General features: G+C 65.5%; 16 protein-coding genes and 1 pseudogene. 7 read left to right on the top strand and 10 right to left on the bottom strand.

Annotation, left to right across the window (positions count from 1 at the left end):
• Positions 1 to 51 precede the first annotated feature (51 nt).
• The 3 genes from glpX to MSIMFI_RS12925 are packed head-to-tail and all read left to right on the top strand — an operon-like array spanning position 52 to position 3,557.
• The gene (gene glpX / locus MSIMFI_RS12935) at positions 52 to 1,134 is read left to right on the top strand and encodes a class II fructose-bisphosphatase (protein WP_191497501.1); all 1,083 of its coding nucleotides are present in this window, start codon (positions 52 to 54) and stop codon (positions 1,132 to 1,134) included.
• Between the two features lie 36 nt (positions 1,135 to 1,170).
• A complete protein-coding gene (locus MSIMFI_RS12930) occupies positions 1,171 to 2,577 on the top strand; it encodes a class II fumarate hydratase (protein ID WP_191497500.1) in 1,407 nt (468 codons plus the stop codon).
• Positions 2,574 to 3,557, top strand: a complete 984-nt coding sequence (locus MSIMFI_RS12925) for a hypothetical protein (RefSeq protein WP_191497499.1) — start codon at positions 2,574 to 2,576, stop codon at positions 3,555 to 3,557. The genes MSIMFI_RS12930 and MSIMFI_RS12925 overlap by 4 nt, the downstream gene beginning before the upstream one ends.
• On the opposite strand, the gene MSIMFI_RS12920 is transcribed toward MSIMFI_RS12925, so the two are convergent.
• The 5 genes from MSIMFI_RS12920 to glyA form a co-directional block, all read right to left on the bottom strand.
• Positions 3,558 to 5,045, bottom strand: coding sequence for an adenylate/guanylate cyclase domain-containing protein (locus tag MSIMFI_RS12920; RefSeq protein WP_224770175.1), 1,488 nt, complete (start codon positions 5,043 to 5,045; stop codon positions 3,558 to 3,560). It abuts the gene before it with no gap.
• A complete protein-coding gene (locus MSIMFI_RS12915; RefSeq protein WP_191497498.1) occupies positions 5,038 to 5,922 on the bottom strand; it encodes a polysaccharide deacetylase family protein in 885 nt (294 codons plus the stop codon). The genes MSIMFI_RS12920 and MSIMFI_RS12915 overlap by 8 nt, the downstream gene beginning before the upstream one ends.
• A 146-nt stretch (positions 5,923 to 6,068) precedes the next feature.
• Positions 6,069 to 7,370, bottom strand: coding sequence for a PhoH family protein (locus MSIMFI_RS12910; RefSeq protein WP_191497497.1), 1,302 nt, complete (start codon positions 7,368 to 7,370; stop codon positions 6,069 to 6,071).
• 260 nt (positions 7,371 to 7,630) lie between these two features.
• A complete protein-coding gene (locus MSIMFI_RS12905) occupies positions 7,631 to 8,458 on the bottom strand; it encodes an acyl-ACP desaturase (protein ID WP_191497496.1) in 828 nt (275 codons plus the stop codon).
• Between the two features lie 72 nt (positions 8,459 to 8,530).
• Positions 8,531 to 9,811, bottom strand: coding sequence for a serine hydroxymethyltransferase (glyA, locus tag MSIMFI_RS12900; protein WP_191498171.1), 1,281 nt, complete (start codon positions 9,809 to 9,811; stop codon positions 8,531 to 8,533).
• 138 nt (positions 9,812 to 9,949) lie between these two features.
• Between glyA and coaA the strand changes: the two genes are divergently transcribed.
• Positions 9,950 to 10,888 carry a type I pantothenate kinase gene (gene coaA, locus MSIMFI_RS12895; RefSeq protein ID WP_191497495.1) on the top strand — a complete coding sequence of 313 codons (939 nt, stop codon included), beginning with the start codon at positions 9,950 to 9,952 and terminating at the stop codon, positions 10,886 to 10,888.
• A 39-nt stretch (positions 10,889 to 10,927) separates the two neighbouring features.
• Here coaA and MSIMFI_RS29255 read toward each other — a convergent pair.
• Together MSIMFI_RS29255 and MSIMFI_RS12880 are read right to left on the bottom strand one after the other, a co-directional pair.
• Positions 10,928 to 12,290, bottom strand: a pseudogene (locus MSIMFI_RS29255) (PE family protein); the annotation flags it as partial.
• A 150-nt stretch (positions 12,291 to 12,440) separates the two neighbouring features.
• Positions 12,441 to 13,229 (bottom strand): (2Z,6E)-farnesyl diphosphate synthase, encoded by a 789-nt coding sequence (locus MSIMFI_RS12880; RefSeq protein WP_191498170.1) that lies wholly within the window; start codon positions 13,227 to 13,229, stop codon positions 12,441 to 12,443.
• A 146-nt stretch (positions 13,230 to 13,375) separates the two neighbouring features.
• On the opposite strand from MSIMFI_RS12880, the gene trhA reads away from it, so the two are divergent.
• The 3 genes from trhA to MSIMFI_RS12865 all read left to right on the top strand — a co-directional run bounded on the left by trhA (position 13,376) and on the right by MSIMFI_RS12865 (position 16,785).
• Positions 13,376 to 14,116, top strand: a complete 741-nt coding sequence (gene trhA, locus MSIMFI_RS12875; RefSeq protein ID WP_191497492.1) for a PAQR family membrane homeostasis protein TrhA — start codon at positions 13,376 to 13,378, stop codon at positions 14,114 to 14,116.
• A 600-nt stretch (positions 14,117 to 14,716) separates the two neighbouring features.
• On the top strand, positions 14,717 to 15,769 hold the full coding sequence (locus tag MSIMFI_RS12870; protein ID WP_191497491.1) for a hypothetical protein: 1,053 nt from the start codon (positions 14,717 to 14,719) through the stop codon (positions 15,767 to 15,769).
• Positions 15,766 to 16,785, top strand: a complete 1,020-nt coding sequence (locus tag MSIMFI_RS12865) for a TylF/MycF/NovP-related O-methyltransferase (protein ID WP_191497490.1) — start codon at positions 15,766 to 15,768, stop codon at positions 16,783 to 16,785. The genes MSIMFI_RS12870 and MSIMFI_RS12865 overlap by 4 nt, the downstream gene beginning before the upstream one ends.
• A 194-nt stretch (positions 16,786 to 16,979) precedes the next feature.
• Here MSIMFI_RS12865 and MSIMFI_RS12860 read toward each other — a convergent pair whose 3' ends face one another.
• The 3 genes from MSIMFI_RS12860 to mca are packed head-to-tail and all read right to left on the bottom strand — an operon-like array spanning position 16,980 to position 20,150.
• Positions 16,980 to 18,989, bottom strand: a complete 2,010-nt coding sequence (locus MSIMFI_RS12860; protein WP_191497489.1) for a thioredoxin domain-containing protein — start codon at positions 18,987 to 18,989, stop codon at positions 16,980 to 16,982.
• Complete coding sequence (locus MSIMFI_RS12855; protein ID WP_191497488.1) at positions 18,976 to 19,281, bottom strand: hypothetical protein; 306 nt, start codon at positions 19,279 to 19,281, stop codon at positions 18,976 to 18,978. Before MSIMFI_RS12855 ends, MSIMFI_RS12860 begins: the two co-directional genes overlap by 14 nt.
• Positions 19,278 to 20,150 carry a mycothiol conjugate amidase Mca gene (gene mca / locus MSIMFI_RS12850; RefSeq protein WP_191497487.1) on the bottom strand — a complete coding sequence of 291 codons (873 nt, stop codon included), beginning with the start codon at positions 20,148 to 20,150 and terminating at the stop codon, positions 19,278 to 19,280. The genes MSIMFI_RS12855 and mca overlap by 4 nt, the downstream gene beginning before the upstream one ends.
• Between the last annotated feature and the right edge of the window lie 95 nt (positions 20,151 to 20,245).

The following is a 20,245-nucleotide window of genomic DNA, read 5'->3' as shown; positions in this document are numbered from 1 at the left end:
CCAGTATCCCAGCTCCAGCTGACAGTTCCGCTTCTGGGAGAATCAGCAACCATGACTGCTGAGGGATCCACGCCGACCGCCGTCGCCAGCCACGGCCCGTCGACCTCGCGGCCGCCGCGCGGGGAAGCCCCCGACCGCAACCTGGCCCTGGAACTCGTGCGGGTTACCGAGGCCGGTGCCATGGCCGCAGGCCGCTGGGTGGGTCGCGGCGACAAAGAGGGCGGGGACGGCGCGGCGGTCGACGCCATACGCGAACTGGTGAACTCCGTCTCAATGCGCGGCGTCGTCGTCATCGGCGAGGGTGAAAAAGACCACGCACCGATGCTGTACAACGGCGAGGACGTCGGCAATGGTGACGGCCCGGAGTGCGACTTCGCCGTAGACCCAATTGACGGCACCACACTGATGAGCAAAGGCATGCCCAACGCCATCTCGGTGCTGGCAGTGGCCGATCGCGGCGCCATGTTCGACCCATCGGCGGTGTTCTACATGAACAAGATTGCCGTGGGGCCCGACGCGGCACACGTGCTGGACATCACTGCTCCGATCGCCGACAACATCCGGGCCGTCGCCAGGGTCAAGGAACTGTCGGTGCGCGACATGACCGTGTGCATCTTGGACCGGCCACGGCACGCCCAGCTGATCGACGATGTCCGCGGCACCGGAGCCCGGATCCGGCTGATCACCGACGGCGACGTCGCGGGCGCCATCTCCGCCTGCCGGCCGGAGTCGGGCACCGACATGCTCGCCGGCATCGGCGGCACCCCGGAGGGCATCATCGCCGCCGCGGCGATCCGCTGCATGGGTGGGGCAATTCAGGCGCAGCTGGCGCCCAAGGACGATGCCGAGCGTCGTAAGGCGCTCGACGCCGGATACGACCTCGATCGGGTGCTGACCACCGAGGATCTGGTGTCCGGCGAGAACGTCTTCTTCTGCGCCACCGGGGTCACCGACGGCGATCTGCTCAAGGGCGTCCGCTACTACCCTGGTGGCTGCACCACGCAGTCGATCGTGATGCGTTCGAAGTCGGGAACCGTCCGGATGATCGAGGCCTACCACCGGCTTTCGAAGCTCAACGAATACTCCGCGATCGACTTCACCGGCGACAGCAACGCCGCCTATCCCCTGCCCTGACCAACAACACCGCCGACAAGCAAGGAAACCCAATCTATGGCCGACAGCGCCGAGTATCGCATCGAGCACGACACCATGGGCGAGGTCCGGGTGCCAGCAAAGGCGTTGTGGCGTGCGCAAACCCAGCGTGCAGTGGAGAACTTTCCGATCTCCGGCCGGGGCCTGGAGCGCGCACAGATCCGCGCGTTGGGTCTGCTGAAGGGCGCGTGCGCGCAAGTAAACAAAGACCTCGGGTTGCTGGCCCCGGAAAAGGCCGACGCGATCATCGCTGCAGCGGCTGAGATCGCCGACGGGCGCCACGACGATCAGTTCCCCATCGACGTCTTCCAGACCGGCTCCGGCACCAGCTCGAACATGAATACCAACGAGGTGATCGCCAGCATCGCCGCCGCCAACGGCGTTACCGTGCACCCCAATGACGACGTGAACATGTCGCAGTCGTCCAACGACACCTTCCCCACCGCCACTCACATTGCGGCCACCGAGGCGGCGGTGCGTCATCTCATTCCGGCGCTCGAAGTGCTGCAAAGCGCGCTGGCGGCCAAGGCTCTTGATTGGCAGACGGTCGTGAAGTCGGGACGCACCCACCTAATGGACGCCGTTCCGGTGACACTTGGGCAGGAGTTCAGCGGGTACGCTCGCCAGATCGAGGCGGGCGTAGAAAGAGTGCGCGCGTGCCTTCCCAGGCTGGGTGAACTGGCCATTGGCGGCACCGCGGTAGGCACTGGCCTCAACGCTCCCGAGAACTTCGGCGTCAAGGTAGTCTCGGTGCTGGTCGCCGACACGGGCCTGTCCGAATTACGAACTGCTGCAAACTCTTTCGAAGCTCAGGCGGCGCGTGACGGATTGGTCGAAGCGTCCGGCGCGCTGCGCACCATCGCGGTGTCGCTGACCAAGATCGCCAACGACATCCGCTGGATGGGATCCGGACCGCTGACCGGCTTGGCCGAAATCCAGCTGCCCGACCTGCAGCCGGGCAGCTCGATCATGCCCGGCAAGGTGAATCCGGTTCTGCCGGAGGCGGTCACACAGGTGGCCGCGCAGGTGATCGGCAATGACGCCGCCATTGCCTGGGGCGGTGCGAACGGCGCGTTCGAGCTCAACGTCTACATCCCGATGATGGCCCGCAACATCCTGGAGTCGTTCAAACTGTTGACCAACGTGTCAAAGCTGTTCGCGCAGCGCTGCATTACCGGTCTGTCCGCTAACGTCGACCATCTGCGCGAGCTCGCCGAGTCCTCGCCTTCGATCGTGACGCCGCTGAACTCGGCCATCGGGTACGAAGAGGCGGCCGCGGTCGCCAAACAAGCACTCAAGGAGCGTAAGACGATCCGCCAGACGGTCATCGATCGCGGTCTGATCGGCGACAAACTGTCGATCGAAGAGCTGGATCGTCGCCTCGATGTGTTGGCGATGGCTAAGGTCGAAGCGACCGAACAGTGACGGCTCCGCCCGGCGGTCCCTATGGTCAGGGTCCCTATGGTCAGGGCCCCTATGGTCAGGGTCCCTACGGAACGAATCCGTATGGACAGGACCCATATTGGGGCGGACAGCCGCAGAGCGGCCCGTACCAGTACCCGCCAGGTGGCCCTTACGGCAATCCGCAAAGCGGTATGGACCCTTCCGCCCCGGCCGGCTCCCACCCGCAGCAATACCCCTCGGGTTGGCCGGGCGGGTCCTACCCGCCTGGACCGCCGCCGAATCGGCCCGGTTCGAAGATGCCGTGGTTGATCATCACCGGGATCGCCGTGCTGGGCGTCATCGTGCTGGTGGTAATCCTGGCGGTCGCCCTCAGCAACCGAAACACATCGAGCACCGCCGGCCCCTCCGGGACCACACCGTCGCAAAGCGCTGCGACGTCGCAGCCCAACAATTCTCAACAGACTGCGACCGGCTGTACACCCAACGTCTCCGGCGGTGACGCGTCGGGCGTCGGCAGCACGATCAGCGCGGGCAAGCTGTCGTTCCCCGCCAGCGCGGCACCCGGATGGACGCCGTACTCCGACGACCAGAACCCGAATCTCATTGACGCGGTGGGCCTCGGCCAGGAAGTACCGGGAGCCAACCAGTGGATGCAGCAGGTCGAGGTCGCGATTACCAACTTCGTCCCCAGCATGGACATCAGCCAGCAAGCATCGAAGTTGATGGACTGCGTGGCCAGCGGTCCCGGCTATTCGCAATCGTCGCCCACCCTGGGCTCGAAGAAAACGTCGTCGATTACGGTCGATGGGGTGAAGGCCGCCCGGGTGGATGCCGACATCACGATCGCTGACACCTCACGCAAGGTGAAGGGTGACACGGTGACGATCATCGCGGTCGACACCAAACCGGTCACCATCTTCTTGGGCGCAACACCAATCGGCGATCCGGCCCCCCAAGCCGTCGTCAACCAGGTCATTGCGGCGCTGAAGGTCGCAAAGTAGCTAACCGGTACCCGCCGGCGCGGAGACGTGCGTGGCTTCGGAGCGGCCGCGTAGCACCGTGGAATAGCACTCGGCCCACCGCTGCTGTTCGGCCTTATCGGCACGGTCGATGGCCGCGGCCGAGCACAGGATCCGCCGCTCGGAGGTTTTGGCAAGATCGGCCAGCCGCGCGGCCTCGTTGACGGCATCACCGATAACCGTGTATTCATACCGGTTTTCGGCACCGATGTTGCCGGCAAAGACGCGGCCCGCCGAAACCCCGATACCGAAGTCGACCACGGGTAGCTGACGCAGCTGGGTGCCCAACGTGCGTGCGGCGGCCAGCGCCGCCGATGCCGGTTCGTTGGTCCGTAGCGGCGCTCCGAAAATGGCCAACGCCGCATCACCCTCGAATTTGTTGATCAGCCCGTGATGTTCGTCGACGGCGCCGACGACTATCCGGAAGAATTGATTGAGCACCTCGGCAACCTCTTGCGGCGGAAGGCTTTCCGTCAATTGCGTGGAGCCGACGAGGTCGATGTAAAGGACGGCCGCCTCCACCACGTCTCCGGTCAGCGTGGCACCTTCTTCAATCGCTCGATGGGCTACGTCGATTCCGACGTGGCGGCCGAACAGATCGCGTACCCGGTCCCGCTCGGCGAGTCCGGCGACCATTCGGTTGAATCCCGTTTGCAGGCGCCCGATTTGGGAGCGTTCGTAGACGCCGATTTGCGTGTCGATGCGGCCGTGTTCGACCTCGGCCATCGCGTCGACGACCTCGCCCAGTGGATCGGCAATGGATCGCGACGTCAGGATCATCACCGGCAATCCCAGAACTATCGCCGCTACCGCCACCACCAATACAGGCGCATCCAACGACGCGCTCTTCTGGAGCAGCCAGCCGTAGGAATGCAGGATCACAAACGTTGCGATGATCCCAATGGGCAGTGCGCTGCATAAGAACCACAACAGAACCAATCGCGCGAACACACCGGGTACCGCGATGCCCTGCTCGGAACCCCGGGTGGCGGCCGCCATGATCGGCCTCAGGGTGTGTTGCGCGAGCAGTAGGCCGGTGCCCGCGGCGGCGGCACCGCCGAGTAGCACACCGAGCAGAATGGGCAGCAGCAGTGCGGGCCCCGAGTTCCGGTTCAACAGCAGAAGGGCTCCACCGCATATTGCCCAGGCCGTCGCCAGGATCGCCGACTGGCGGCCGGCAAGTTTCATCGCGGAGGCCCGTTGGGCCGGAGTGGGTTCGGCCCCGGCGGCATACCACCGCAGGGTGGGGGCGAGGCTGAGGAACCCGCCGACCGCGACGCCAATTGTCCCCAGCACTACCAGCACCACCACCGTCGCCGTGTTCCGTTGCACGAAATCGGCATTCAGCGCCGCGGACGTGTGACCCCGAAGCGGGATCAGGATTGCGCACGCGTCGAGGACGGCGAAAATGTAGGCCAGCGCAAGATCGAGTCCGTATTGAATCGCTAACTTGCGGGCACTCTTAGGCACCGTTGTTTGGCCCGCCGGAGTTCTGTCCCGCAATGTCGGTGATCGGGAAGTTAGGCATCGGCTTGGGGGACGGGGTATTGGGCAGCGGCGGGATCTCGCTCGCCGGGATGTCACGCAGTTGATTGACGGGTGGACCGTTCTCCCTGCTCCCATAACTGGTTCCGGGCGCCCGCGGCCCGAGCAGCTCGCTTACCGTCACCAGCCGGTAGCCGTTGGCCTTAAGCACCGGGATGAACTGGTAGACAAGGTCGACGGTGCTGGAGTAGGTGTCGTGGAACAGCACCACCGAGCCGGGTTTGATCTGCGACATCAGCAGCGCCCGGGTTGCCGCGGTGTTAGAGTCGTTGGCCCAGTCGAAAGGGATAACGTCCCAAAGAATTTCGGCTTGCCCAAACTTGGCTGCGGTCTGGCGCACCGCATCGTTGGACAGGCCGCCGGCGGGACGGTACAGGGTGGGTGTTCGCCCCGTTGCGGCGGTTATCGCGTCGTTGGCCCGCGAGAACTGGCCGGCGATGTCCTCGGGCGGGATCGTCGTCATGTTGGGGTGTTCCCAGGTGTGGCTGCCGATCTCCATCCCCGCATCGGCGATGCGTTTGGCGCCGGTCGGATTGGCTGCCACCTTGTTGCCGATCAGGAAAAACGTCGCCTTGGCGTCCGGGATGTCACCGTCCTTCAGTATTTGCAGCAGCCGATCGGTATACGGCCCCGGACCATCGTCGAAGGTCAGTGCGACACACTTGATCACCGAACAATTCAGGTTCTCGGCACGCGTGACGTGGCCGGTAAGGGAGCCGATCACCAGCACCGCGGCGGCCACCACGACACCGAAAACCGTGCGCCAGTAGCGCCAGGCGAGGTTGTCGGGTCGTTTCGGCACGATGGCAGCCTACCGGGCGAGGAGTGTGTGATCTGGGCGTCGAGTGTGTTTCCTGGGGTTTCAGTGTGCAGTCAGGCCGGGTTCCACGCGATTTTGCCGCCCTGAATGCCCACTGAAAGCCCACAGAGCACACTCAATGCGGTCGGTCAGCGTGGCCCGGTGATTTCCTCGAGCATCTCGGTGACCAGCGCGGCAATGGGCGACCGCTCGCTCCGCAGCAACGTGATGTGCGCGAACAGCGGATGGCCTTTGAGCTTCTCGATCACCGCGGCAACCCCGTCATGGCGGCCGACCCGCAGGTTGTCGCGCTGTGCGATGTCGTGGGTCAGTACCACCCGGGATCCGGTGCCGAGCCGCGATAGCACGGTCAGCAGCACGTTGCGTTCCAGCGACTGAGCCTCGTCGACGATGACGAACGAGTCATGCAACGAGCGGCCCCGGATGTGGGTTAGCGGCAGCACCTCGAGCATGCCCCGGGAAAGGACTTCCTCTAGGACCGCGGGGCTGGCCAGGCCCTCGAGCGTGTCGAACACCGCTTGGGCCCACGGGCCCATCTTGTCGCTCTCGCTACCCGGCAGGTAGCCGAGCTCCTGGCCGCCAACCGCGTATAGCGGGCGGAAAACCACCACCTTGCGCTGGGTTCGGCGCTCCAGCACGGCTTCCAGTCCCGCACACAGCGCCAGCGCTGACTTTCCGGTGCCTGCCTTGCCGCCCAGTGACACAATTCCCACGGACTCGTCGAGGAGCAGATCGAGCGCCACCCGCTGTTCGGCGGAGCGGCCCCGCAGCCCGAAAACCTCGCGGTCCCCGCGAACTAGCTGCACACGCTTGGCGGCGGTGACTCGGCCCAGCGCGTGGGAACTGCCCCCTAACAGCCGAATCCCGGTATGACACGGCAAATCCCGGGCCTCCACGAGGTCGATCTCGCCTTCGGCAAACAGCGCGTCGATATCCTCGACAGCGGTCTCGACCTCATGCATCCCCGACCAGCCCGACGCGACGACGTCCTGTGCGTGGTACTCATCGGCTGCCAGGCCGACCGCCGCGGCCTTGACCCGAAGGGGAATGTCCTTGCTGACCAACGTGACTCGTTTGCCATCCGCGGCGAGGTTGGCGGCGCAGCTGAGGATCCGGGAATCGTTACTGTCGGTGCGAAAGCCGGCAGGCAGCACCGCCGGGTCCGTGTGGTTGAGTTCGACGCGCAGCGAACCGCCTTGAGTACCAACGGGAATGGGTTGATCCAAGCGCCCGTGCTCTAGCCGGAGATCGTCGAACAACCGCAGCGCCTGGCGGGCGAACCACCCGAGTTCGTGGTGATGACGCTTGGCCTCCAGTTCGCTGATTACCACCAGCGGTACCACCACCTCGTGCTCAGCGAACCGGCTGCAGGCCCACGGGTCGGACAGCAGCACGGAGGTGTCGAGCACGTACGTCCGGGTATCGGTCACGGAGCGCTCCTCGAGCTAAAGCGCTCGGGCGGACCCACACGAGCGTATCGGCGCGGGCCGCGGCACCAGGACCGGGGCCGGTCCTGCCTTCGTAGTGACAGAAAGTGCCGCCCTGGCAGCAGAGCATGTCGCTGGCCATCGAGTGCGACGCTACTCCGGTGGTGACACCCCCGCAGGGCAGACGCGCCGACGCGCTAGGGGCTCAGCTTGGCGACGATGCACTCCGCGCAGCGGAGTGAGAAGGAGCCAAGCAGTCAGGCCTAGCGGGTGACGAATTGCTTCAGCGCAGGCTCGTCGGCCAGCCCCCATGCGGTGATGCGATCGGAGATCACCTGCCGCAGCTGCGGGGCGCCGAAAATCCCGGCATCGGCCACGTTCGCCACTTTGTCCTGGTAGGCGTCAATGTCGGCACCGATGACTTGGAGGTCGGCCGCACGGGCAGCGATCGCCGCGATCGTCTCGTCGTGTGTGTAGTCGAGGCAGTGCGTGACGAGGTTGGCGAAGAACTCCTCGTGGCGCGTTTCGTCGCGGGCGATGCGGTCGATGAGTCCGGCCAGGATGGGCTCTTCGATCTGCGCGGCCAGGTTGCGGCAGAAGACCGCGCAAGAACGCTCGTAGAACGCCATGTAGACCAACGTCTCGACCTGTGTGTACGTGTCGCCGCGGTAGCCCTTCATCACGTACTCGACGCGAACCTCTTCGTTCGCCGTCGGGTCGACCTCCCTGGTGACCACCAGGTATTCGCGTAGCGCGATGGCGTGCAGGTGCTCCTCGGCCGTCCATCGGCCGAGCCAGCGGCCCCAATAGTCCTCGAGAATGAAGTGCTCGACGAGCTCACGGTGATGACCGGACAGGTTGTCCTTGAGAATCAGCAGGATCTCGCAGGCGTCGGTAATCACTCGGGGCAGCGTTGCCTGGGACGGATCCCAGTCGCGCCCGCCAAGAAAGGCGAAATTCTCGCCCTGGTCGAACGGGACGTAATCGTGGGCGAACCAGAGCTCCTCGGTGTCGAGGTGTCGAGCCACGTTCTCTTCGACCACCGGCTCGAGCTCGAGAGTCAACGCATTAGCTACAGGTTTCTGTGCCATGCAGTAACTGTAACCCGCATACACAGGTTCTGCGAAATTACCCAGCCATGTGTCGCGACACAAATAGCCGCGTTAGCGATCGACCAAGCTCCAGTCCTCGAGACCCTCATAGAGAGGGAACTCCCTGGCCAGCCGCGTTGCCCGGTGCCGCAGCGCTTCGACGTCGGCCGAGTTGCCTCCCACGAGCGCGGTCGCGATGATGTCGGCAACCTCGGTGAACTCGGCGTCGCCGAAACCGCGAGTTGCCAGCGCGGGAGTTCCGATCCGCAGGCCCGAGGTCACCATCGGCGGCCGGGGGTCGTTGGGGACGGCGTTGCGGTTGACGGTGATGCCGACCTCGTGCAGCAGGTCCTCGGCCGCCTGCCCATCAAGCGGAGAGTTGCGCAGATCAACGAGCACCAGGTGCACGTCGGTGCCACCGCTAACCACCGAGACGCCGGCCTTGGCGACGTCGGCAGCCAGCAACCGATCGGCAAGGATCCGAGCACCGGACAGGGTGCGCTGCTGCCGCTCGGCGAATTCGGGTGTCGCGGCGATCTTCAGCGCGACCGCCTTGGCCGCGATGACGTGCATGAGCGGTCCGCCCTGCTGGCCGGGGAACACCGCCGAGTTGATGGCCTTGGCGTGTTCCTGCTTACCCACGATCAGGCCCGAACGACCCCCGCCCAACGTCTTATGCACCGTCGTGGACACCACGTCGGCATGCGGTATCGGCGATGGGTGCAACCCCGCGGCCACCAGGCCCGCAAAGTGGGCCATGTCGACGAGCAGCTTGGCTTCGACCTCGTCGGCGATCGACCGGAACGCCGCAAAGTCCAGAACACGCGGGTAGGCCGACCAGCCGGCGATGATGACCTTCGGACGGAACTCGAGCGCCTGAGCCCGCACGGCGTCCATGTCGACCAGATGCGTCGTCGGGTCAACGCCGTAAAAGCCGTTTTCGTACAACTTGCCGGAGAAGTTCAGCCGCATGCCGTGGGTCAGGTGACCGCCGTTGGCGAGGTCCAGGCCCAGCAGCCGCTCCCCCGGTGACATCAACGCGTGCAGCACCGCCGCGTTGGCCTGGGCGCCGGAATGCGGTTGCACGTTGGCGAAGTCGGCACCAAACAGCGCCTTGGCCCGGTCGCGGGCGATGTTTTCCACGACGTCGACGTGTTCGCAACCACCGTAGTAGCGCCGACCGGGTAGCCCCTCGGCGTACTTGTTGGTCAGCACGCTGCCTTGGGCCTGCAGCACCGAGCGCGGCACGAAGTTCTCGGAAGCGATCATCTCGAGTGTGTCGCGCTGCCGGCTGAGCTCTTTGCCCAGCAGCTCGGCGATATCTGGGTCAACCTCGGCGAGCGGGGCCGACATTACGGAGGCCATGCCAGGGATAGGGGTGCGGGCGTCAGGTGCGGCAGTCACGCGCGCCAGTCTATCCAGCGACGCCGTCGCAGACCTTTTCGCCAGCCCAACCGTCGGGCACGCGCCCCACCCTGCAAGACTGACACCATGCCGCGGCTGAGCGAGCCGAGCCCGTATGTCGAGTTCGACCGAAAGCAGTGGCGCGCGCTCCGCATGTCGACGCCGCTGGCCCTCACCGAAGAGGAACTGATCGGGTTGCGCGGTCTCGGTGAGCAAATCGACCTGCTCGAGGTCGAAGAGGTTTATTTGCCGCTGGCCCGGCTCATTCACCTTCAGGTCGCCGCCCGGCAGGGGTTGTTCGCCGCCACCGCGGAGTTCCTCGGCGAGCCGCAACAAAACCCGGACCGACCGGTGCCATTCATCATCGGCGTGGCCGGCAGCGTGGCAGTGGGGAAGTCAACCACCGCCCGCGTGCTCCAGGCGCTGTTGGCGCGCTGGGATCACCACCCCCGGGTTGACCTGGTGACCACCGACGGCTTTCTCTACCCAAATGCCGAACTAGAGCGGCGAAACCTAATGCACCGCAAAGGCTTTCCGGAAAGCTATAACCGGCGGGCGCTGATGCGATTCGTCACCTCGGTGAAATCGGGTTCGGACTACGCCTGCGCGCCGGTGTATTCACATCTGCACTACGACGTCATCCCTGGGGCAAAACACGTGGTCCGCCACCCCGACATCTTGATCCTGGAGGGGCTCAATGTGTTGCAGACAGGTCCGACCCTCATGGTGTCGGACCTGTTCGACTTTTCGCTCTATGTGGACGCTCGGATTGAGGACATCGAGCAGTGGTACGTGTCGCGGTTCTTGGCCATGCGCAGCACGGCGTTCGCCGACCCGGAATCACACTTCCACCATTACTCGGCTCTGACCGACGCGAAGGCGGTCATCGCCGCGAAGGAGATCTGGCGCTCGATCAACCGGCCGAATCTGGTCGAGAACATCCTGCCCACCCGGCCGCGGGCCACACTGGTGCTGCGCAAGGACGCCGATCACTCCATCAATCGGCTAAGGCTGCGCAAGCTGTAGCGTTTCGCCCAGTCGATTATGGCCGGATTAAGGAGAAGCCCCGGGCGTCCCGGCTATGCCGGACAGCAGCCCCTTGGTGCCGCCGGCGCCACCGGGCCCGCTGGGCGCCCCGGTGCCCCCAGCTCCGCCGTCGCCGCCGTCGCCGATCAGCTGGGCGCCGCCGCCGGTGCCGCCACCGCCGCCCGCACCGACGACACCGCCAGCGCCACCACTTGCCCCGCCGGCGCCCCCGTTCCCGCCGGAACCGCCGTTGCCATACAGCGATCCGCCGATGGCGCCGTTGCCGCCGTCACCCCCGGCACCGCCGCTGCCGTTAGCGCCGGTCCCGCCGGGGCCGCTACCGCCCTTGGCTCCGGCCCCGCCGACACCACCGTGTCCGCCGGAACCGCCTGTGCCCACCATCCACGAGCCGTCACCGCTGGCGCCGCCTCCACCGGCACCACCGCTACCGCCATCGCCGCCGCCACCGCCGGCGCCGCCCTTCCCGGCGATGCCTAAGCCCCCGGCCCCCCAAGCCCCCCGGTCCCCCCCCCCACCCCCGCCCCCCCCCGCCCCCGCGGCCCCCGTAGGGCCCCCGGCCGCCGCCCCCGCGCCAGGCCCCGCCGTGGCCGCCGTGCCCCCCGCCCCCCGCATTCCCAACCCACCCAGCGGGCCCGCCGGCGCCGCCGTTACCGCCGGCGCTGCCGGCACTGCCCGGGAGGCCTGCGAATCCCGACGTGCCGTCTCCACCGTTGCCGCCGGCACCGCCGACACCCCACAGCCCAGCCGCCCCACCATGTCCACCGGCCCCGCCGGCGACGCCGATACTGCCCGATGTCCCGCCGGCACCGCCGGCACCGCCGTTACCGTTTAGCCAGCCACCGGCACCGCCGTTACCGCCGGCAGCGCCAGGCCCGCCCGCCCCGCCAAACCCGCCGTTACCGATCAACCCGGCCGCGCCGCCGTTGCCGCCGGCCACCCCGGGTGTCGTGCTGGCACCACCATTGCCGCCGTTGCCGTACAACAGCCCCCCGGGCCCGCCGTCTTGCCCCGGCCCGCCGTTGACGCCGTCGCCGATCAGCGGGCGCCCCAGCAACGCCTGGGTGGGCGCATTGATGGCCTTGAGCAGCTGCTGCTCAGCGTTTGCCGCCTCGGCGGTGGCATACATACCGCCGCCAGTTGTCAACGCCTGCACGAATTGCTGGTGAAACGCCGACATCTGGGCACTTACCGTCTGATAGGCCTGGCCGTGCGACCCAAACAGCGATGCGATAGCCGCGGATACCTCGTCGGCGCCCGCGGCCAGCAACCCAGTGGTCGGGGCCAACGCCGCGGCATTGGCTTCGGTGAGCGCCGACCCGACGCTCGCCAGGTCCGACGCGGCCGCCACCAGCGCCTCCGGCGCAGCTGTCACAAACGACATCACTTTCCTCCGGTCGAATCACCATCGGATATCTCATCCGGGAGAGCAGACGGTATTGCTATCTCGCACCCAATCCGCCCGAGATGCACGAGCAGAATGCACACGCTTGCTCGGCGGGGTTGGGCAGTATGCCCAATGGCGGCCGCCGATTCACCTGCCGTATCGACGATGCCGTTGGCTGTAGTCGCGCAGGGCGCGCAGGAAATCGACCCGCCGGAATGCGGGCCAGTGCGCTTCGGTGAACCACATCTCCGAGTAGGCGCTCTGCCACAGCAAAAATCCCGACAGGCGTTGCTCGCCCGAGGTGCGGATCACTAGATCTGGGTCGGGTTGCCCTGAGGTGTAAAGGTTTTCGGAGATACCGTCGACGGTCACCGCTTCGATGAGATCTTCGGCGGTGGCGCCGTTGGCGAATTCCTTGCTCAACAACGCCCGCACCGCGTCGACGATCTCGCGACGGCCGCCATAGCCCACCGCGACGTTGACATGGAATGGCGCATTTTCCGGCGTGGAATCCACCGCATAGCGCAGCCGACGGGCCGGTTCATCACCGAGCAACTCAAGATCGCCGACGGTGCGCACACTCCAGCGGTTGGCCGGTGCGCAGATCTCCTCGACGACATCGGTAATGATCTCGATCAATCCGGCCAGCTCGTCGGGATCGCGTTGCAGGTTTTCCGTGGACAGCAGGTAGACGGTGGTCATTTCGATGCCGGCTTCTTGGCACCAGCGCAGCATCTCGGCGATCTTGACCGCACCCATCCGGTAGCCGTAGCTGACGTCGTCATATCCCGCGTCGCGCGCCCACCGCCGATTGCCGTCGCACAGAACCGCAATGTGACGGGGGAGTTCGGATTTCGAGGCCGCCAGACCCTGGCGCAGGCGCAGCTCATAGAGCCGATACAAGGGTTCCTTGAGCCGCGCCGGGATGATCTCCACGGACATCAACACTACTGTGACCGACGCCAAATTCCGGGTCCGGATTCCGCCAATCTCACCTCGCGTCCAGCGGGTGTCTCACAGCCAACCCAGTTACTGTGTTCGATGAAATTCACCGGCAATCACTAGACGAGGCAACGGGAGAAATGAGCAGCCAGACCAGCACGCTCACTAGCGCCGAGCCCGACGCGCACGGGTTTTCGCCATCCGAAGCCGCCCACCATGTCGTCGAGGGCGTCGCCCGTGTTCTGGCCAAGCCGCGCTTCCGCGGGTGGATTCACGTCTATTCCGCCGCCGCCGCCGTTTTCGCGGGCGCGTCATTGGTCGCGGTGTCGTGGGCGGTGGGCTCCACCAAGGCCGGACTGGCGACGCTGGCCTATACCGCGGCGACGATCCTGATGTTCACCGTGAGCGCCACCTACCACCGAGTCAACTGGAAATCCGCGACCGCCCGGAAATGGATGAAGCGGGCCGATCATTCGATGATCTTCGTATTCATCGCCGGTAGTTACACACCGTTCGCGCTGCTGGCCCTGCCCGGCCACAACGGGCACCTGGTGTTGACGATTGTTTGGGGCGGCGCGCTCGCCGGGATCCTGCTGAAGATGTGCTGGCCGTCGGCGCCGCGCTGGGTCGGCGTGCCCCTGTATCTACTGCTGGGATGGGTAGCGGTCTGGTACACCGGGACAATCCTGCACAATGCGGGGGTGGCCGCGATGGTGCTGCTGTTCGTCGGTGGCGCCCTGTACAGCATTGGCGGCATCCTCTACGGATTACGCTGGCCGGACCCATGGCCGACGACGTTCGGCTTCCATGAGTTCTTCCACGCCTGCACCGCGATCGCGGCGATCTGCCACTACATCGCCATGTGGTTCGTGGTCTTTTAGTTTCGCCAACCGCGTGGAATCTCGGGTATCAGCGTCGCGCACAACGACACTAGTACGCCGCTAACCCGGACATGAGCGCAAGTTGGTTTGCGGACCCTTGTGCAAACGTCAATGCCTGCCTAGGCAAACCCGCAGCACCATATTGACCTGGTCGCCACCCGGAGCACACTGAACACGCTTGTAAAGCATGCCCTGGGGGTGGGACCCGAAATCGTCAAAATATCTATACGCAACGCCAGTAGCTACTGGCTAAAGTCTTCCAAGCGTGTTGCAGGAACCACAATTCGACGGACCCGACCAGAGCGGAGTGTGACAGGCCAGGGCCGGAATCAACCCAATCTCGCCTGCATTTTCGATCCAATGCGTTGGCCGGTCATTACGATGACATCCATTGTTGATGACCCAAACAATACGAGGAGGAGGTGACGAGTTATGGAGAACATCACGGAAACGAGCGAGGTATTCGAGGTTCAGATCGAAGAAGTCTCGCGTGAATCGGTTCTCGACCGGAACATTCCCTACTGATGTTTAGAAGCCGTACCCGCCGTGCGGCAAATATTGCGGTACGGCGGGACTGGCGGCCGTCGACCACAATCTGCAATGACTGATTTTGCTGAAGCTTTTGCCAACATCGCGGACACAATCACCGGACTATGGGACCGCTCTGATCCCCATCACTTGGTGAACGCCGCCGTTGCGGGACTGCGCGCGACCGACCTTTCGGTGATCGACCCGGCGTCGTGTCTGGAATGGGCCGTTGGTTCATCGGCACTGCCCGAGCAATCTTGGGACTTCGACTTCGGCCAGCCCGCGATTACGGTTGCGCGAACCTCGGACTTCCGCATCGACCTGCTGTATTGGATGGAAAACGTCGCCGGCGCCCACGATCACATGACCTGTGGAGCGTTCGCGGCCCTACACGGCGACCGGGTGCACACCGAGTACGAGTTCGTCGAGTCCAAGGTCTTTGATGAGAATCTTGCCGGTGGCACGCTGACCCGCACTGGACTTGAGATCATGCGAACCGGCGAGGTGCGGCCCATCACCCCTGAGTTGATCCACGACATCTACTGGATCCAGAAGCCCGCCGTGACGTTGGTGGTGCGATGTGAGTCGCATCCCGGACCACGTCGTACCCCTCGGGAGTACTGGCTGCCGGGCTTAGCGTATGTGGTTACGCGGCATCAGAAGGCATCGCTGGTGCGTCGCCAGTCCGAGGCGATCTCGCTGCTCCGCAAGTCCAGCCCGCGCCGTTACCAGCGCGTCTTAGCCGAGGTATTGCAGCGCGGGACAGCGGCGTTGGCCTACCGCGCATACCTCGACGCCGCGATCTCAGCGCCCGACGTGCTCGACGAAGTACTCGACCAGATCCCGGACAACGACGTGCTAATCCCGCTGCTCGACGACTGCCGCCCCGAGTTCGTGCGTCGATCACTACTGGGCGGGGTCTTCGTGCGCGATCGGGCCGTGCAAACGCTGACCGCCTTGCGCTGGGCCGGCGCCTCAGGTGCCGACCTGCACGCATTGCTGTCTCCGGAGGACCGGGATGGCAGGTCACTTGCGGACTTGATCGAGCACGCCGCGGCGTATCTGAAGCCGCTGTCCCCCGAGGCTGCAGTGCTGCTGAATGCCACAACGCAGGGCCCCCAATGAGCGCCGTCGAGAAAGATGTTCTCGTCGTGGCTCCCGGGCTGTTCTGCTCATGGCATGGCGGCCAGGTGCGCATCGGCGCGGTCGATGATCCGTTCGCTGAATTCGTCGCCACTCCCGGTGTGGTTTTGCTGTTGGGTCTGTTCAGCACACCTCGGTTACGCGAGGACGCTCACCAGCGACTGTCGCAGCTGGGGGTGCCCGCTCCCGAGGAAGCAGTCGAGCAGCTGGTTCGCATGAAGCTACTGGTTTCCGCCCAACGTGCCGAGCAGTCAGACGAGTTGGCAGTTTCGGCATACGACGTCGTTCGACATCTCGGGACAACACACGATATCGACGCAGCGTCACCGGAGTTCGTCGAATTGTTCAACGATGTCCGGCCGTTCACGCTGACCTCCAAGTCGATGGCGTTCGCGCTGTATCAGGCCATCAACTACATCGTCGCCAACGACATCTCCGGCGCCATCGTCGAGTGCGGGGTAGCCGGTGGCGGCAGCATGATGCTGGCCGCAACCACGCTCCTGGCGCGTGACCGTTGCGACCGCGACCTGTTCTTGTTCGACACCTTCGACTGGTCCTTTGAAAACCCTACGTACCACGACGGCTTCGTCGGCACCCCCGACCGCCTCGCCCGCACACCGGGCAGCAACATGCGGCCCCAAGGCGTGGGCGTCAACGACGTCGCTGCCCGTATGGCCACCACCGGCTACCCCACAAGGCAGATCCGGCTGGTGCGGGGAATGGTCCAAGACACCCTGGCAGTCACCGACACCGGCGACGTCGCCATCCTGCGCCTCGATACCGACTTCTACGCGTCCACCCTGTGCGAACTCGACACCCTTTATCCCAGGCTGGTCCCCGGCGGGGTGCTCATACTGGATGACTACGGCAAACTCAAAGGCGCCACCGCCGCAGCCGACGAATACTTTGCACACTGCCAAGACCCGCCGTTGCTTCATCGCATAGAAACCCAAGGACGCATCGCAACTAAGCCAACGCCGCGCGCCCCAGCCACATAAGCGGGTGACCAGGCCTAAACACTGAGCGCCGATCCGGCCGACTGATTGTTTATGACTTGAGCCATTTCTTCGCAGGAAGTTGGCCCCACCGCGTTCAGGCTGATCACCGCGGGAAACATAAACCTGGCAAAGCTAAACGTTAGCGGCAGGCGATGGATGGGGATGATCTTGCACGGCGTCTTGGGCTCGGCGGATCAGCTCCGCATGAGGGCGGCGGCGAGTTCGGCTGCGCTGGTCACCGGTAGGTCGCACGTCTGTCCGCGGCATACGTAGGCGGCATCCGCGCCGTTCACCTGGTCCCGTCCGGCCAGCAGCACCGACGACCCCTCCGACCCACCGACAACGATCGCGCCGCCCGGCGCCAGCCGGCGCGCGTCGGCCAGCAGGGGCGACCGCGACTGGTCACAGGCGACGGCGATCTGCAGCGGTCCACGCACGGTGGCTTCGGCCAGTGCCAGCCAATGTCCGGCCGAGCGCGGTGCGCGGGCCAGCAGCACCGAATGCGCGCGCAGGGTGTAGGCCGCCAGTTGCAGATACCGCTCGGCCCGGCTGCCGTCGACCAGATGCGCGGCGGTCAGCAGCGCCTCGGTGATCAACGAGGCTCCCGAGGGAGTCGCGCCGTCCAGCGGGTCGGAGGGCCTCAGCATCAACTGCTCGGCGTCATCGGCGGTGTCGAACCAGTGGCCTGGGTGCTGCGCGTCTCCGAAGTGCTGCAGCGCGGCGTCCAGTAAGTCGGTGGCCGTCGTCAGCCAGGACTCGTCGGCGGTGAGTTGGTACAGCGCCAACAACCCGGTGGCCAGCGCCGCATGGTCCTCCAGAATGGCCACGCTCTCGCCGACTACCCCGCCAAGGCTCGCGCGCCGCAGCCTGCCGTCGACGACGTGTACCTCCAGCAGCGCAGTCGCGCACCGCCGCGCGGCTTGAGCCAACTCGGGCGCTTCCAACGCCACACTGGCCTCGGTCAGCGCGGTTATTGCGAGCCCGTTCCAGGCCGTCACGACCTTGTCGTCGCGTCCGGGCTGGACCCGGGTGCGCCGGGCCGCCAGCAACTGGCCGCGGATCCGTTCCAAGCGCCCCGCGTCGTCGGGATCGGCGAGCAACTGCAGCACCGACGTCTGGTGTTCGAAGGTGCCCGCCTGGGTGACTCCGAAAACCTCTGCCGCCCAACGGCCGTCGTCATCGCCGAGCACCTCGGTCAGCTGCGCCGGTGTCCACACATAGGTCGAGCCCTCGCGGCCATCGGCGTCGGCATCCAGGGACGAGGTGAACATGTCGGCGTCAGCCAAATCGTCGATCAGAAACCGTGCGGTCTGGGCCGCGACCCGGCGGGCGAGCGGATCCCCGGTCCGCCGCGTCCAGTGCGCGTAGGCGCGCAGCAACAGCGCGTTGTCGTACAGCATTTTCTCGAAATGCGGTACTACCCAAGCCTTGTCGACGCTATACCGGGCGAAGCCGCCGGCGAGTTGGTCGTAAATTCCGCCGCGCGCCATCGCGCTGCCGGTGCGCGCCACGGCCTCCAACGCCGCCGATGACCCGGTGCGTTCGTAATGGCGCAGCAGCGCCTCCAGCAGCGCCGACGGCGGGAACTTGGGCGCCCCGCCGAACCCGCCGTGAGCGGTGTCCTGCTCGCGCAGCACCGTTGCGACGGCGTGGTCACAGAGTTCCGGCGCCACCTCCGGGCCACCGCCGGGCAGACCCGACACCATCGAGCGCAACTCGCCGGCGATGTGGTCAGATGCCTTTTCAACCTCACCGCGGCGTTGTTGCCAAGTCTCGGATACGGCCGAAAGCAATTGCAGGAAGCCTTCTTTCGGGTAATACGTGCCGCAATAGAACGGCCTGCCGTCGGGAGTGAGGAAGCACGTCATCGGCCAACCGCCCTGCCCGGTGAGCGCGACGGTGGCGTTCATGTAGACCGCGTCAATGTCAGGCCGTTCCTCGCGGTCCACCTTGATACAGACGAAGCCGGCGTTCATCGCGGCTGCCACCTCGTCATCTTCGAACGATTCGTGGGCCATGACGTGACACCAGTGGCATGCCGCGTAGCCGACGGACAGCAAGATCGGTACGTCGCGCGCTGCCGCGTCGGCAAGCGCCTGCGGTGTCCACTGCTGCCAGTGCACCGGGTTGTCGGCATGCTGGCGCAAGTACGGGCTGGTGGCCCGCGCGAGCGTGTTTGTCCCGGACGAATCAGTCGGGCTCATCGGCGGGTCCCGAAGATCGGGCGGGTCCGTTGGGCTCGGTGTCCGGAGGAACCTGATCGGTAGCGCCAACCGCATCCGTGCCTTCGTCGGCAGCCTGATCCGGCTCCGGGTGCTGGCGGTCGAACGATTCGGGGACCTTCTTCAGTTGACGATTCATCGAGCGCAGCAGGAACAACGTCGCGATCACGAGCAGCACCACGACGAGCAGCCCCACCGGGCTGGCCTTCCCAAAATCGGGTCCGTTATTGCGGGGTCCACCTTCAGCAATCACGGTGAGCAAAAAGTGGCTCACCGGTCCGGCTCGATCCCAGCGAACAGCTCGGTCTCGGGCAATTTGATGGGCACGCGCGAACGAGCCAGCTCGAACTCCTCGGTCGGCCAGAGCTCCTCTTGCCATTCCAGCGGAGCGGCGAAGAACTCGGCATTCGGGTCGATCTGGGTGACGTGCGCGCGCAGCGCGTCGTCTCGTTGGCCGAAGTACGCCGCGCACTCAACACGCGTCGTCACCCGCGAGGCATAGGGGTCGTGCTCGGGCAGCCAGTGCTCCAGCCACTTCCCGAACGGGCCTTCCTGGCCACGCTTGATGAACTCGTCCTGCAGCATCTGCATCCGTTCCCGCAGGAAGCCGTGGACGTAGTACAGCTTGGACACCGCCCATGGCTCACCGGCGTCGGGGTACAGGCGATAGTCGCCGGCCGCCTCGTAGGCGCCGACAGAGACCTCATGGCAGCGAATGTGGTCGGGATGTGGATAACCACCGTGCTCGTCGTAGGTGATCATTACATGCGGCCGGAACTCGCGGACAACGCGGACCAGGGCTTCGGTGGGCACCTCCAGGGGCGCCAGCGCGAAGCAGCCCTCGGGCAGCGGCGGCGGTGGATCACCCTTGGGCAAGCCGGAGTCCACAAAGCCCAGCCAGGTGTGCTCGACACGCAGGATTTCCGCCGCCTTCGCCATCTCGTCGCGGCGGATTTCGGAGATGTGTCCATGCACGTCGGGCAGGTCCATCGCCGGGTTGAGAATTTCGCCGCGCTCGCCTCCGGTCAACGTCACCACCAGCACCCGATTGCCTTCGTCGGCGTAGCGGGCCAGGGTGGCGGCACCCTTGCTGGACTCGTCGTCGGGGTGGGCATGCACCGCCATCAACCGCAGTTCGCTCACGTGCCCCCTTGTCCGTTTGCTGGTCGCCCGTAGCCTGTTAATGCGCCCCCTATAATTCCAGTTCCCCGAGACCCCACAACCAACCAGGGCATGAC

Origin of the sequence: Mycobacterium simulans, from assembly GCF_900232995.1 — a bacterium.
Taxonomy (GTDB): domain Bacteria; phylum Actinomycetota; class Actinomycetes; order Mycobacteriales; family Mycobacteriaceae; genus Mycobacterium; species Mycobacterium simulans.
Note: the sequence above shows the minus strand (reverse complement) of the source record. Positions and strands in the feature narration are given on the sequence as shown.